This is a genomic window from uncultured Thiodictyon sp. (assembly GCF_903828115.1).
Lineage (GTDB): Bacteria > Pseudomonadota > Gammaproteobacteria > Chromatiales > Chromatiaceae > Thiodictyon.
Genome location: NZ_CAIKKU010000443.1, coordinates 1 through 13,950, shown reverse-complemented (window position 1 = coordinate 13,950; position 13,950 = coordinate 1). Strand labels below are relative to the sequence as shown.

16 protein-coding genes are annotated in these 13,950 nt (G+C 66.0%); 2 read left to right on the top strand and 14 right to left on the bottom strand.

All coding sequences use genetic code 11. The features are described 5' to 3' along the window. Positions 1-133 precede the first annotated feature (133 nt). Positions 134-289: a DUF2147 domain-containing protein gene (locus QZY48_RS16285; protein ID WP_295432759.1), complete on the top strand. Its 156-nt coding sequence runs from the start codon at positions 134-136 to the stop codon at positions 287-289. A 62-nt stretch (positions 290-351) separates the two neighbouring features. Beyond that, positions 352-741, top strand: coding sequence for a VOC family protein (locus tag QZY48_RS16280; protein ID WP_295432757.1), 390 nt, complete (start codon positions 352-354; stop codon positions 739-741). A gap of 328 nt (positions 742-1,069) precedes the next feature. Here the strand turns inward: QZY48_RS16280 and ccoS are convergent, their stop codons facing one another. The 14 genes from ccoS to surE form a co-directional block, all read right to left on the bottom strand. Continuing rightward, positions 1,070-1,297 (bottom strand): cbb3-type cytochrome oxidase assembly protein CcoS, encoded by a 228-nt coding sequence (gene ccoS, locus QZY48_RS16275; protein WP_295432755.1) that lies wholly within the window; start codon positions 1,295-1,297, stop codon positions 1,070-1,072. A 17-nt stretch (positions 1,298-1,314) separates the two neighbouring features. Continuing rightward, positions 1,315-3,828, bottom strand: a complete 2,514-nt coding sequence (locus QZY48_RS16270) for a heavy metal translocating P-type ATPase (RefSeq protein ID WP_295432762.1) — start codon at positions 3,826-3,828, stop codon at positions 1,315-1,317. Positions 3,829-3,875: 47 nt separating this feature from the next. Continuing rightward, positions 3,876-4,385: a FixH family protein gene (locus tag QZY48_RS16265; protein ID WP_295432753.1), complete on the bottom strand. Its 510-nt coding sequence runs from the start codon at positions 4,383-4,385 to the stop codon at positions 3,876-3,878. Then, positions 4,357-4,485, bottom strand: a complete 129-nt coding sequence (locus tag QZY48_RS16260) for a hypothetical protein (RefSeq protein ID WP_295432751.1) — start codon at positions 4,483-4,485, stop codon at positions 4,357-4,359. Before QZY48_RS16260 ends, QZY48_RS16265 begins: the two co-directional genes overlap by 29 nt. A 115-nt stretch (positions 4,486-4,600) precedes the next feature. Further along, positions 4,601-6,034, bottom strand: coding sequence for a cytochrome c oxidase accessory protein CcoG (gene ccoG / locus QZY48_RS16255; protein WP_295432749.1), 1,434 nt, complete (start codon positions 6,032-6,034; stop codon positions 4,601-4,603). A 290-nt stretch (positions 6,035-6,324) separates the two neighbouring features. Continuing rightward, entirely contained in the window at positions 6,325-6,480 is a 156-nt protein-coding gene (locus QZY48_RS16250) for a hypothetical protein (protein ID WP_157817538.1), read from the bottom strand. A 79-nt stretch (positions 6,481-6,559) separates the two neighbouring features. Then, positions 6,560-7,474, bottom strand: a complete 915-nt coding sequence (gene ccoP, locus QZY48_RS16245) for a cytochrome-c oxidase, cbb3-type subunit III (RefSeq protein ID WP_295432742.1) — start codon at positions 7,472-7,474, stop codon at positions 6,560-6,562. Next, positions 7,461-7,676, bottom strand: a complete 216-nt coding sequence (locus QZY48_RS16240) for a cbb3-type cytochrome c oxidase subunit 3 (RefSeq protein WP_295432741.1) — start codon at positions 7,674-7,676, stop codon at positions 7,461-7,463. The genes ccoP and QZY48_RS16240 overlap by 14 nt, the downstream gene beginning before the upstream one ends. Further along, on the bottom strand, positions 7,669-8,466 hold the full coding sequence (gene ccoO / locus QZY48_RS16235; protein WP_295432738.1) for a cytochrome-c oxidase, cbb3-type subunit II: 798 nt from the start codon (positions 8,464-8,466) through the stop codon (positions 7,669-7,671). Before ccoO ends, QZY48_RS16240 begins: the two co-directional genes overlap by 8 nt. Before the next feature lie 22 nt (positions 8,467-8,488). After that, positions 8,489-9,922, bottom strand: coding sequence for a cytochrome-c oxidase, cbb3-type subunit I (ccoN, locus tag QZY48_RS16230; protein WP_295432736.1), 1,434 nt, complete (start codon positions 9,920-9,922; stop codon positions 8,489-8,491). A 562-nt stretch (positions 9,923-10,484) separates the two neighbouring features. Further along, the gene (rpoS, locus tag QZY48_RS16225) at positions 10,485-11,558 is read right to left on the bottom strand and encodes an RNA polymerase sigma factor RpoS (RefSeq protein ID WP_295432733.1); all 1,074 of its coding nucleotides are present in this window, start codon (positions 11,556-11,558) and stop codon (positions 10,485-10,487) included. A 24-nt stretch (positions 11,559-11,582) separates the two neighbouring features. Next, entirely contained in the window at positions 11,583-12,350 is a 768-nt protein-coding gene (locus QZY48_RS16220) for a peptidoglycan DD-metalloendopeptidase family protein (RefSeq protein ID WP_295432730.1), read from the bottom strand. Further along, the gene (locus QZY48_RS16215) at positions 12,347-13,027 is read right to left on the bottom strand and encodes a protein-L-isoaspartate(D-aspartate) O-methyltransferase (protein WP_295432728.1); all 681 of its coding nucleotides are present in this window, start codon (positions 13,025-13,027) and stop codon (positions 12,347-12,349) included. Before QZY48_RS16215 ends, QZY48_RS16220 begins: the two co-directional genes overlap by 4 nt. Then, positions 13,009-13,755 (bottom strand): 5'/3'-nucleotidase SurE, encoded by a 747-nt coding sequence (surE, locus tag QZY48_RS16210; protein WP_295432725.1) that lies wholly within the window; start codon positions 13,753-13,755, stop codon positions 13,009-13,011. Before surE ends, QZY48_RS16215 begins: the two co-directional genes overlap by 19 nt. Positions 13,756-13,950 lie beyond the last annotated feature (195 nt).

Sequence of the window (13,950 nt, the reverse complement as noted above, 5' to 3'; positions counted from 1 at the left end):
TTAACCTCGCCCATTACGCCGCGAGTTCCGCGGTGTCTGCCTGTGGAGGGGAAGGCGCTGGTGCGGGCCGCAAGGTGCGCACGAAACCGGCCCCTGTGAAGCAGGAACTCAGCGACAAACTTGCTGCGTAGGTTTGTGTAAGTCTGAGAGAACGGTGTGCGAAGGCGGACAGGTCTACGACCCGCGCAACGGCAAGACCTACTCCGGGACCATCACCATGGCGGGCAAGGACCGGTTGGAACTGCGCGGTTACATCATGGTCAGCCTGATCGGGCGCACCAGCACCTGAACCCGCGTGGACCCCGGCAAGTACGGGCTCAAGCCCTGAGCGAGCCGGCGGCGCGCTGAGACATGCACATCGACCACATTGCCCTCTGGACCAACGACCTCGAGCGCTGCAAGGCGTTCTACGTGTCGTATTTCGGCGCGGTCGCGGACAGCGGATACGCCAATTCACAGAAAGGCTTCGCGTCCTGCTTCCTGCGGTTCACCGACGGGGCGCGGATCGAAGCCATGACGACGACTATGCTCGACCCACTGGTCATCGCCCCAGGGGCACAGCGCATGGGGCTGACGCACTTCGCCATCTCGCTCGGGTCGGAGCGGCTTGTCGATGAGCTGACGCGGCGACTGAAGGCCGACGGGTATCCGGTTCTCGATGGCCCCCGGAGAACCGGGGACGGTTACTACGAGAGCGTCGTCCTGGACCCGGATGGGAATCGCATCGAGATCACGGCGTGAACAGGCGCCCGCAAATTGATATGGCTCCTGTTATCCTGGAAAGAGCAGTTTTCACGCCAAGGCGCCAAGCTCGCCAAGGAATTTCAAGGCGTTGTCGAAGCCCCGGGCGCCTGGGCACTTGAACCTGAATCCGGGAATTGCTCTCACAAAGACACAAAGAACACAAAGAAAAACAGATCATTGAAGGCGTTGAGCAGAACGCCGCCCAGGTGACCGCCTTGACCGACAGTTTGAGAACCTTTGTGTCTTTGTGCCTCTGTGAGAGAACTACTCGTTCCAGGTTGAACTGCGCCGCCCAAGCGCAGACGCCTCCCGCTGCAACAACGACCTACCGGCCAGGACCTGGACCGGGACCCGCGCCCGCCTTGGGCGACTCGGGGTCCCGGTCGGCGTCCGGTACGCAGCGCGGGTCGACCTCGTCCTCATCCATGAGGATACGGCGGCCGTCGCCTTCCAGGTCGTCGAACTGGCCGCTGCGGGCGGCCCAGAAGAGGACACCGACCGCGATCAGGCCCAGGATGATCATGCCGGGGATCAGGCCGTAGATGACGTCCATTGGGGACCTCCGAGGGGTCAGGGGCGGCCCTTGAACAGGCCGCGGATACGGGCGGAATTGCCGATGACGGCGAGTGAACTCAGCGGCATCGCGATGGCGGCGATCAGCGGCGTCAGTACCGCGGCCATGGCGAGCGGCACCATGATGAGGTTATAGACGATCGAGATCCCGATGTTCTGGCGGATGGTGCGCAGCGTCCGGCGGGAGAGTTCGGCGGCCTCGGCGACCCGTTCCAGTTCGTTGGACATGAGTACGATGTCGGCGCTGGCGATGGAGACGTCGGTCCCACTGCCCATGGCGATGCCGACCTCGGCGCGCACCAGGGCCGGGGCGTCGTTGACCCCGTCCCCGACCATGGCGACCCGCTGGCCCTTGGTTTGAAGCCCGGCAATCACCCGATCCTTGTCGGCGGGCAGGACCTCGGCGATGACGTCGATGGCCCCAAGCTCGGCGGCGATGTGCTCGGCCGCGGCGCGGCGGTCGCCGGTGAGCAGGGTCACGCGCAGACCCTGGGCGCGCATCCGTCCGATGACCGCGGCGGCGCCTGGGCGCAGGCGGTCCGCGGTGGCCAGCGCCAGGGTACCCAGGCCGGCGACGGCGCAGTGGATCAGGCCGCCCTCCCTCGATCCGTCAGGCCCCGCCGCGTCGCCGTCCAACGCGGCCGGCTCAAGCGCGTTGTCGGCAAGCCAGTCGGCGCTCCCGACGACGACGCGCGCGCCGTCCACCAGGCCGCGGATGCCGCGCCCGGGAACCACCTCGACCGACTCGACTCGGGCGGGCGCGGACGCGATATCCAGCCGCTCGCACAGGGCCAGCACCGCCACCGCCGCCGGGTGTTCCGAGAGCCGCTCCAGGGCGCCGACACGGCGCAGCAGGTCGCGCTGGCCGTCAGCCAAGTCCAAAGGCTCGGAGCCCAACGACTGCCAGGGCGCCGACCCGAAGCGCCATCCGGTGACCTCGGGCCGTCCGGTGGTGAGGGTGCCGGTCTTGTCGAAGACAAAGTGGTCGATGGACGAGAGGCGCTCCAGCACGGCGCCGTTCTTGATCAGGATGCCACGCGACGCGCCCAGGCCCGAGGCGACCGCGACCGCCATGGGGGTCGCCATGCCGAAGGCGCAGGGACAGGTGATGATGAGCACCGCGGTCCCGGCCAGGATGGCGGTCTGGAGGTCGAACCCGACCCAGGCGATGAAGGTCAGGGCGGCGAGCCCCAGGGTGAGCGCGACAAACCAGGGGACGATGCGGTCGGCCAGGCGCTGGATCGGGGCGCGGCTCGCCTGCGCATCCTCCACCAGGCGGATGATGCGCCCCAGCGCGGTGTCGCGCAGGGTCGCGGTGGCGCGCACCTTGAGCACCCCGGCGCCGTTGATGGTGCCGGCGCAGACGCCCTCCCCCAGGGTCTTGCGCACGGGCCTGGACTCACCGGTCAGCATGGACTCATCGACCTCGCTTAGCCCCTCGACCACGGCCCCATCCACCGGCACCCGCTCCCCGGGGCGGATCAGGACCAGTTCGTCCCGGGCGATGGAGCGGATCGGAACCAGGGTCTCGGTGTCGTCCCGCAGCACGGTGGCGACCTTGGGCTGGAGATCGAGCAGGCGTTGCGTCGAGGCCACCGCCGCGCGCCTGGACAGGCCCTCCAGGAAGCGCCCGAGCAGGATCACGAACAGGAAGTTGACCACCGTATCCCAGTAGACCTCCCCGGCCCTGGTGCCGCTGACCGTTACATAGAGCGAATAGACATAGGTGATCGAGGCGCCGATGGCGATCGGCAGATCCATGCCGAGCCGCCCGGAGCGCAGGCCCGCCCAGGCACCCTGGTAGAAGGGGTAGCCGCTGTAGAGCAACGTGGGGGTGGCAAGCGCGCAGCCGACCCACTGGAACAGACCACGGAACTCCCCCCGATCGGCCCCGCTGTAGAGTGCGATGGAGACCCACAGCAGGTTCATCATGGCGAACCCGGCGAAGGCCATCCGATAGAGCAGGTCGCGACCCTGGCGGCGCAGCGCGCCCTCGGCGGACTCCGGATCGAAGGGGACGGCGCTGAAGCCCAGGTCGCCGAGCCGACGCAGGAGGGTGGAGAGCTTCAGCCGGCCGTTGTCCCAGCGCACCCGCAGCCGCCGCCCGGTCAGGTTGACCCGCGCCTCCGTGACGCCCGGCAGGGTCTTGAGCCCAGTCTCGATCAGCCAGACACAGGCGGCACAGTGGATGCCTTCAACGAGCAGGTTGATCTCCCGGTCATCGACCCTGGTGTCGACGAACTCCTCCTGCACCGCGTCGAGGTCGTAGAGCCTCAGGTCCTTGGGCAGTGCGGGGGGCGGCCCCAGGGGTTCGCCCGCCGTGGTGCGGCGGTAGAAGCCGTCCAGACCGGCCGCATGGATCGCCTCGCACACCGAGCGGCAGCCGATACAGCAGAAGGCCCGCTCGGCCCCGCGGATGACGGCCGACACCTGGCACCCCGGGTTCAGCGGCAGACCGCAGTGATAACACCCGGGCCGGTCGTGCGGTGCGGACCCGCGGAACTGGTCGATCCCCGGGGCGCCCCGGCTGGTGGCGGCGGACACCGGTACCCAGGCCGTCAGGGTCGCGCGACGGTGAGTCGTTCCCCGGTGGTGAATTCGTCCTCACCCTGGCGGACGGCGATCAGTGCGTCCCAGGCCCCGAACAGGGGGAAGACCACCCGCGCCGCGTATTGGCCGGCACCCACGGCCGCCATGGGGGCGGAAAAGTCCCGGGTCTTGTCGGACGGCCGGTAGGCATAGAAGCTGACCTGGTCCGGCGTCACCGGCTGACCGGTCCTGTCCACCAGGGTGACCAGGATGGCCGCGCCCTCGCCCGCCTTGAGGTCGTCGGGGATGTCGGCGCGCAGACTCCAGCCCGGGTCCTTGGCCAGGCGGGAACTCAGGGTCTTCTCGTAATGCTGACCACGCTCGTAATAGTCATCGTTGACCAACCCGGGATTGGTCGCGAAGGCCAGATAGACAAAGGTCACATTGACCATCAGGACCACCGTGATCAGGCCGATCCAGGCGAGCACCCAGGGGCTGCGCCACGGTGAGTTAGAATGGCCGACCGTCGGTGCGTGCATCATCATACTCCCGGTGCGCAGGGTGGCACACCCTAGCGTTGTCGTTGTCGTTGTCGTTGTCGTTGTCGTAATCGTAATAGTAATCGGAGAAGCGATGCACTTTGGGGTGCAATAGAATCCGGGGCGCTACGATAACCTCGATTACGACAACGACAACGAAAATGGCGCTATCGGCCGCCCCTAATGGCATTGTTTAACTTATCAGTGAACCGTTCCTAACGCGGCGGCCCGACGAAGACGCTGGTGCGCTCCGAGGCGATGACCTGCCCGTTGGGGCGGACCGCCTCGACCCGAAACCGGATCGGCGCCTGCTCTTGCGTGAGGTTCTTCTTCGGGACCTTGACGAAGACCCCGGCCGCCGTGACCCCGCCCTCATGGACACTGACCGGCGCATCGGCACCGACCAGGGTGAGGCCCGGCGGACCCGTGACGCTGATCCGCACCATGAGCGGCTCCGGCATCTTGTTCAGGACCTTCAGCGTATAGCGGTTCTGCACTGAACCGTCGCCCAAGGTGACGAACAGGGGCGCCCGCTCGTGCAGGATCTTCAGATCGAGGGCGTCCAGGGATGACAGCCCGTGGAGGATGCCGGACAGGGCCAAGAGCAGGATGGCCGAATAGACCCAGACCCGCGGACGCTTCAGCAGCGGGCGCGCAGCCTTGCCTTCCAACTCGTCGAGCGAGGCGTAACGGACCAGACCCCGCGGGCGGCCGACCTTGTCCATGACCTCATCGCAGGCGTCGATGCACAGGGCGCAGGTGATGCAGCCCTCCTGTTGCCCACCCCGGATATCGATGCCGGTCGGACAGACGGCGACACACTGCTTGCAGTCGACGCAGTCGCCGAAGGTCCGCTGCTGCGCGCCCTCACCCTTTTCAAACCGCCCCCGGGGTTCGCCACGGCGCTCGTCATAGGTCGGCACCAGGGTGGTCTTGTCCAGCATCACCCCCTGAATACGGGCATAGGGGCACAGCCAGAAGCAGACCTGCTCGCGCAGAAAGCCCGCGAGCAGATAGGTACCGACCGTGAAGAGTGCGACCGTGATATAGACGGCACCGTTCGCCTGGCCGGAGAAGAACTCCAGCCACAAGGAGGGGGCCGGGGTAAACCAGGACACGAAGCTGAAGCCGGTGAAGAAGCCGATGGCGAGCCAGATGCCGTGCTTGGTGGCCTTGAGGCGCAACTTGTCGCGGGTCAGGGGCGCCGCGTCGAGTTTGCGCCGCTGCGGCGGCGGCCCCTCGAGCCGCTCCTCGATCCAGGTGAAGACGTCGGTCCAGACCGTCTGGAAGCAGAAAAAGCCGCACCAGACGCGCCCGGCCAGGGCGGTGGCGACCGCCAACAGGATCGCGAAGAACAACAACAGCAGCGACAGCATCCAGAAGTCCTGGGGGAGGACGGTCACGCCGAAGAGGTGATACTGACGGTTCGGGATATCGAACAGGACCGCCTGGCGCTCATCCCAGCGCAGATAGGGCCCCAGAAAGAAGATCAGCCAGACGCCGGCGCTCGCCCACTTGATGGTGCGCCAGCGCCCATGCAGCCGCTTGGCATGGATGCTGGCATTACCGGTATTGACATGCCAATGTTCGGCCTCGTCATAGAGTGCGTCGACGGCCGCCGACCCCGGAATCACGTTGCTCGTACTCAAGAACCCTCTCCCATCGGGTGACCGACCGGCCACGCCGCCGGTGCGGCCGGTTACGGCCAAGCCGCCACAGTGCGCCCTCGCCGCCCCTCGAATCTATGCGTTTTCGCAATTATAACTGATTGAGTATCAAGAGCTTCCAGGCAGAAACAAGGGGGATGCGAGGGCACGCCCGGCCCCCTTGCCCGCGGTACCGGCCAGCGTAGGGTCCGCTGTGCGGACCGAAGACCCCGCGGCGGCCTTGATCATCGTTCCGGCCAGCGGTCCGCGGTCCGCGGTCCGCACAGCGGACCCTACGGTTTCTGGTCCTTATGCGCCTCGGCGTCGCGCTTGATGAGGGCCGAGACCTTGAAGGACAGGAAGACGACGATGGCGATGGCGCCCACCACCATCAGGATCGACAGCCAGGCCACCGGATCCCAGTTCATCAGGTTGGTGACTACACCCATGGCACTCCCCCTCTGAATTTAATCTGCCGACGGAGGGCGTCGCCGCCGTCCGCCGGACCCGCGTCAGTCGGCCGACGGCCTAGTAACCGCCGCCCAGTTCGTGGACATAGACCACGAGCTTCTTGATCTCCTCCGCACTGAGCTTCGCCTGACCCTGACGGGCCGGGTCGGGACCCCAGACGGGCATCACCGCATTGCGGGTCTGGGTCACACCAGCCTGGTTCACCCCGTAGAGGATCGTGTGCCTGGCGCTGTCGTAGCCGCCCGGCTCGAAGCGCCAGATCCCGTCCGTCAGGTTGGCCGCACCGACGGTCACGAAGTCCCCGCTCGGCAGGTCGACCACATGGCCGTTCGCCTTCTCACCGTGGCAGGCGGTGCAGCCCTTGGTCTTGTACAGGGCCCAACCCTCGTCGCTCCCGCCCTTGCCGACGGTCTCATTCATCTGCACCACCCACTTGGCCAGGGTGTCCGCCTCGGCCGGGGTGAGGGTCTTCTCGTGGGCGGTCATCGCCGGTTGGCGCCCGCCCACGATGGACTCCTGGATCTTCACCGTGGTACCGCCATAGATCCAATCGTCGTCGGCCAGGACGGGGAAGCCCGGATTGCCGGCACCCCCGGTGCCGTGGCAGGCGCGACAGTTGTCGCCGAACAGCACCTTGGCGGCGGCCAGTGTGTATTGCTTGAGGCCCGGGTCCTCGATGATCTGGGCCGGCGTCATGGCAGCGAGCTGGTCCTCGAAGCGGGCGCGCCTGGCCACCATCTGATCCAGGCCCTCCTGGTATTCCTTCATCTGGCTCCAGCCCAGCACGCCCTGGGTCGGCTCTTGGCCGACGGGCCACATGGGATAGAGGATCGCATAGCCGATCCAGAAGGCAATCGAGGCCCAGAAGGCCAGCATCCACCAGCGCGGCGGCGGGTTCTTCAACTCGCGCAGATTGCCGTCCCAGACGTGCCCCGTATTGTTCTCACCGGGGAAGGGATTATTTTCCGCCATCTTTGTCTCCGTTGGATTCGTTGTCCACTTCGAACGGGATGTGCTTTTGTGCCTCGAGGCGCTCCCGGTTCTTGGGACGGAAGACCTGGAAGTACACCACCACCATCAGGACGAAGATGACGACGGTCAGAATGGTCCCGACCCAGTCGCTGACCGTCATCGCCGCCCAATCGGTGTGGAAGTACTCGCTGATGCTATTCACGATAGGCCTTGGCATCGTCCAGCTTCGCCATGGTGCCCAATACTTGCAGATAGCTCACCAGGGCATCCAGTTCGGTCTTGCCCTCGACCAAGGGGCCGGCGGCCGCGATGTCGGCGTCGGTGTAGGGGACCCCGACCAGCCGCAGGCCCTTCATGTGTCGCTGCATCCGGGAGCCGGTCGGGGCAGGCCACAGGGTCCAGCCGAATACGACCAGAGACCGGTCGGGGTCCACCGGGGTCTGGTCGAGCCAGACATAGGCCGGCATGACCGACTCCGGCACCAGGTTTTGGGGACGGCGCAGGTGCTGGCGGTGCCAATCGTCCGAATACTTGCCGCCCAGGCGGGCCAGGTCCGGACCGGTCCGTTTGGAACCCCATTGCATCGGGTGATCGAACATCGACTCGGCGGCCAGCGAGTAATGACCATAGCGCTCCTTCTCATCACGGAAGGGGCGCACCATCTGCGAGTGGCAGAGGTAGCAGCCCTCGCGCTGATAGATGTCACGCCCGGCCAGTTCCAGCGCGGTGTAGGGACGCACGCCATCACCCGCAGTCCAGTTCCAGACCTGCTTGCCGGCCTCATCCACGGTGACGATCGGCGCGACCCCCGCCTTGGACCAGACGATCTCGGGGTACTTGTTGTACTCCATGGTCTTCTTCATGAAGAACAGGGGCACGATTTCGACCAGACCACCCACGGACAGGGCCAGGGCCAGGAAAAAGAGCAGCCCCCAGATGTTGATCTCCATCCATTCCTGGAAGCTCTTCGCCTTCACTTTTTGCTCAGCCATTTCTCTTAGTCTCCTGAGGTGATCAGGCCGGGGCCGGCAGGCTGCGCGCGTTCGTCAGGCTGCCCGAGGCGGCAGACTTGCGAACGGTCATCAGCACGTTGAAGAGCATCACGATGGCCCCGGTCAGGAAGATCGCGCCGCCGACCGCGCGCATCGCGTAGTAGGGGTGCATGGCGTCGACCGATTCGACAAAGGTATAGGCGAGGGTGCCGTACTCGTCATAGGCGCGCCACATCAGGCCCTGCATGATGCCGGAGACCCACATCGCCACGATATACACGACGGTGCCGATGGTCGCGGTCCAGAAATGGAAGTTCACCAGGCGCTCGGAGAACATCTCGGTATGGAACAGGCGCGGCATCAGGTGGTAGATGGCACCGATGGAGATCCCGGCGACCCAGCCCAAGGCCCCGGAATGCACATGGCCGATGGTCCAATCCGTATAATGCGAGAGGGCGTTGACGGTCTTGAGCGCCATCACCGGCCCTTCAAAGGTCGACATGGCGTAGAAGGCCAGGGCCATGATCAGGAAGCGCAGGACATAATCGGTGCGCAGCCGGTCCCAGGCCCCCGACAGGGTCATCATGCCGTTCACCGCGCCGCCCCAGGAGGGGATGATCATCGCGATCGAGACCGCGGCGCCCAGGGACCCGGTCCAGTCCGGCAGGGCGGTATATTGCAGGTGGTGGGCACCGAGCCAGACATAGCCGAACATCAGGGCCCAGAAATGGATGACCGAGAGACGATAGGAATAGATCGGACGCCCGGCCTGTTTGGGCACGAAGTAATACATGATGCCGAGGAAGCCGGCGGTGAGATAAAAGCCCACCGCATTATGCCCCCACCACCACTGGATCATGGCGTCCTGGACCCCGGAGAACAGCGAATAGGACTTGAACAGCCCCACCGGGATGGCCAGGCTGTTGACCACATGCAGGTAGACGATCATCACCATCATGCCGAGGAAGAACCAGTTCGACACATAAATATGCGAGGACTTGCGCCGGGCGATCGTCATGATGAAATTGAAGGTGAAGCTGAGCCACACCACGGCGATCAGGATGTCGACCGGCCATTCCAGTTCAGCGTATTCCTTTGACTCGGTGAGGCCCAACGGCAGGGTGATGACCGCACACAGGATGACCGCGTTCCAGCCCCAGAAGACGAACCAGGCGAGCTTGTCGCTCCACAGACGCACGCCGCAGGTGCGCTGGACGGTGTAGAAGGCGGTCGACATGAGGGTACAGCCGCCGAAGGCGAAGATGACCGCATTGGTATGCAGCGGCCGCAAGCGCCCGAACGAGATGTAGGGGCTGTCGAAGTTCAGGAACGGCCACGCCAGTTCCGATGCGATATAGACGCCGACCGAGGCCCCCACCACCAGGTAGACGGCCGCCATGACGGTGAACCAGCGTACAACGTCGAAGTTGTACTTCTGCTCCAATCCGGATTCCATAAGCCCTCCCGGGAATTAAATGAGACAACAGCAGAGACGGGGGCGCTCCGGCCATGAGTGCCGCGCCGTCCAATCCCTGGCGCGGCAAGGCCTGGGACACCCAGGCAACAGATGGCCGGGCCACCATGGAAGGCCGTACCCGCCAGTGAGAAACCAGCCCGCATCAACACAATTTTTCAGGATGATGGGCGGCGAGGCCAGCCGGCACCGAATGCCGGTGAATCCTGCGAAATTGCGTTAATCCTCTCTATTGATTCTCGCCGTTCAAACGCGCAATCAGGCCGGTAGCGCAGACGCCTTGCCGCGCCACGAACCCAAGCGGGCAGTGGCGGTAACTACACTGGAATATGCTTATAAAGTCAACAGAGACGGCATCATGGACACTGCCGCGACACACCGGTCGTCGCGGTATGCGTTGAGTCTAAGCGGCAGGAAAACAGCTTATATTCCAATAATCTGTCAGTAAAGAGAGGGTGGAGGTGCGGCGCGCGCCAGGCGCCGGGGGCCGGCAACCGAGGGCACGGAAGGTTCCGCTGACCGTGAACGGGTTAACCAATGCCCATCACTTGAAGAAGGATTCGACCGAGAACCCTTCTTTTTCCAGGATATCGCGCAGACGCCGCAATGCGTCCATCTGGATCTGCCGCACCCGTTCACGGGTGACCCCCAGCTCCTGCGCCACCCGCTCCAGGGTCGAATGCTCGTGACCGTGGAGCCCGAAACGGCGCTCGACCACTTCGCGTTGTTTGTCATTGAGTTTGCCCAGCCAGTGCTCGAGGTTGGCGTGGATGTCCTCGTCCTGGATGCGCTCGGTCGGGTCGTCGGCGGTCTCGTCCTGAAGCATGTCGACCAACGGCTTGTCGGCATCCTTGCTGTAGGGGGTGTCCACCGAGGCGATCCGCTCGTTGAGACCCAGCATGCGCTTGACCTCGCTGATCGGCCGGTCCAGCAGGACCGCAATGTCCTCGGTGGTGGGCTCGTGGTCGAGGCGCTGGGACAGCAGGCGCGCGGCCTTGAGATAGATATTGATCTCCTTGACCACATGGATCGGCAGCCGCACGGTGCGCGTCTGGTTCATGATGGCCCGCTCGATGGTCTGGCGGATCCACCAGGTGGCATAGGTCGAGAAGCGAAACCCGCGCTCCGGGTCGAACTTCTCCACCGCGCGGATCAACCCGAGATTGCCCTCCTCGATCAGGTCCAGGAGCGGCAGGCCGCGATTGAGGTAGCGCCGCGCGATCTTCACCACCAGGCGCAGGTTACAGACGATCATCCGCTGACGCGCCAGATTGTCCCCGCGCTGGGCAAGTCGCGACAGGGTGATCTCCTCCTCCGCGGTCAGCAGACGCGACTCGCCGATCTCATTGAGGTAGAGACGGGTCGCATCGAAGTCGCCGTCACCGGTGACAAAGCGCTCCGCCGTCGGCTCGGCGGCCTCCGGATCGATGCCCTCGATGAGCTGCACCTCGTTGACATCCGGGTCCGCATCCGGGTCCGCGTCCCCCGCGGCGTCTATCGCCTCGTCGAGGCCCGCCTGCCCCAGCAGGATCAAGGCCTCGCTGTCGGCATCGAGCTCGATCTCCGGCTCGCTCTCGGACTCGACGATTTCCGGGTCCTCAGTGGTAGACATCCACATCTCCCTCCGTCCGCTCAGACGGGGTTAGGCGCGCGGGGGCAGGTAGAGCAGCGGGTTGACCGAGGCACCGTTGCGGCGTACCTCGAAGTGCAGCAGGGGGGCACCGCCCGGTCCTTCGCCGCATTCCGCCAACGCCTGCCCGCGTGTCACGCTGTCACCCTCCTTGACCAACAGTCGGCGGTTGAAGCCGTAGGCACTGAGATAGTTCTTGTTGTGTTTGACGATGATAAGGTTGCCGTAACCCTTGAGTCCACTGCCGCTGTAGACCACTGCTCCGGCGCCCGCCGCATGCACCTCATCGCCCGGCCGGCAACTGATCCGCAGCCCCGGGCGAGCCGGGTCGCCGGCCCGGAAACCTTGGACGACGGCGCCGGCGAGCGGCCAGGCCCAGACCACCGCGGAGGCGCCGGCGCCGCTGCCCGGGACCGGCGGCACGCCGGCGCCGACGGCGGGGCGCACCGACTTGGCCGCCCCGGGGCTGGCCGTCACCCGCGCGGCCCGGGCGGCCGCCGCGCGCGGCGGTGCAACCCGCAACACCCGCCCGACATAAAGGGTGTAAGGGGGCTTGAGGCCGTTCCAGCGGATCAGGCGATCGACACTGACCCGGCGCCGCTGACTGATCCCGCCCAGGCTGTCACCCCGGCGGACCCGGTAATAGCCCTTGGGGACCGGTGCGTAACCCCTGGTGCCCGCCCCCTGACCGCCCCAGCCGCCCACCGGCGCGGGCCCGGTGGAGGCGCAGCCGCCCAGCAAGAGCAGGGTCGCCAGGATGGCGGACCACACCAGGATCATGCCACCCCCGCGATCAAGGGAACGAAACTCACGGGCTCCAGCACCCGCTGGTCGAACCCATCGGCCGTGCGGGTCACCCGGATCAACACCTGACGGTCCCCCTCGCCCATCGGCAGTACCAGGGCGCCGGCCGGCGCCAACTGGTCGGCCAGGGCGCGCGGCACCCCGCGCGGCGCGGCCGTGACCAGGATACCGTCGTAGGGCGCGTAGTCCGACCACCCCAGGAACCCGTCCCCGTGCCGGAAGCGCACGTTGCGCACCTTGAGCAGGCGCAGGCAGTGCTGGGCGCGTTCCTGCAGGGACGCGATGCGCTCGACGCTGTAGACCCGCCGCACCAGGGCGGCCAGCACCGCGGTCTGGAACCCGGAGCCGGTGCCCACCTCCAGCACCGTATCGCAGGGTCCGTGCTCCAACAGCGTCTGGGTCATGCGCGCGACGGTATAGGGCTGGGAGATGGTCTGACCGTGACCGATCGGCAGGGGCGAGTCCTCGTAGGCGCGGCTCGCCAGGGCCTCGTCCACGAACAGATGCCGCGGCAGCTCACGCATGACCCGCAGCACGTCCGGATGGGTGATCCCGGCCTCGCCCAGGCGCGCGATCAGCCGCTCGCGGGTGCGCTGGGAGGTCATCCCGATCCCCCGGTGGCTGGCCTCCGAGGTCAACATGAGCGCAGCCATGACCCCAGGGCCTCCAAGGCCGCGTGGCGCGTCAAATCCACCTGGAGCGGGCTGATGGACACGCAGCCGCCGCGCACCGCGTAGAAGTCGGTCCCGGGCCCCGCGTCCTGCTCGGGACCGGCCGGACCGACCCAGTAAATGGTCCGACCCCGCGGGTCCTTCGCCGTCACCACCGCCTCGGCCTTGTGGCGATGGCCCAGCCGGGTCGCCGCGAACCCCTGCAAGTCCGCGTAGGGCAGGTCCGGCACATTGACGTTGAGGATCAGGTTGGAGTCCAGCGGCGCCGCGCGCAGCCGCTCCACCAGCAGGCAGGCCACCCGCACCGCGGTGTCCAGGTGGCGGGGCTCGCGCGCATCGATCGACACCGCGATCGCCGGGAGCCCGAGAAAACGCCCCTCGGTCGCCGCCGCGACGGTCCCGGAGTAGAGACAATCGTCCCCCAGGTTGACCCCATGGTTGATCCCGGCGACCACGATGTCCGGCTCCGTCTCCAAGAGACCGGTAAGCGCCAGATGCACGCAATCCGTCGGGGTCCCGTCCACCCGGATGAAGCCGTTGCCCATGCGCACCGCGTGCAGCGGCACGTCCAGGGTCAGCGAATTGCTGGCCCCGCTGCGGTCACGGTCCGGGGCCACCACCGTCACCTCCCCCAAGCGGGCAAGCCCCGCCGCCAGGGCAAGCAGCCCCGGGGACTGGTAACCGTCGTCATTGCTGACCAGAATCTTCATGCGACCGGCGCCCGCGGTGAAACAGACTTTAAGGGAGAGGCCCGGGGATGATACTGGAAAGCCCCGCCGCGGACATCCTGTCGGCGGGCACAGGGTACGATCAGAACTGATGTGGTGACCGAGATCCCGGGTACGCTGTCGTTGTCGTTGTCGTTGTCGTTGTCGTCGTCGTTGTCGAATAATCCGACCACGATT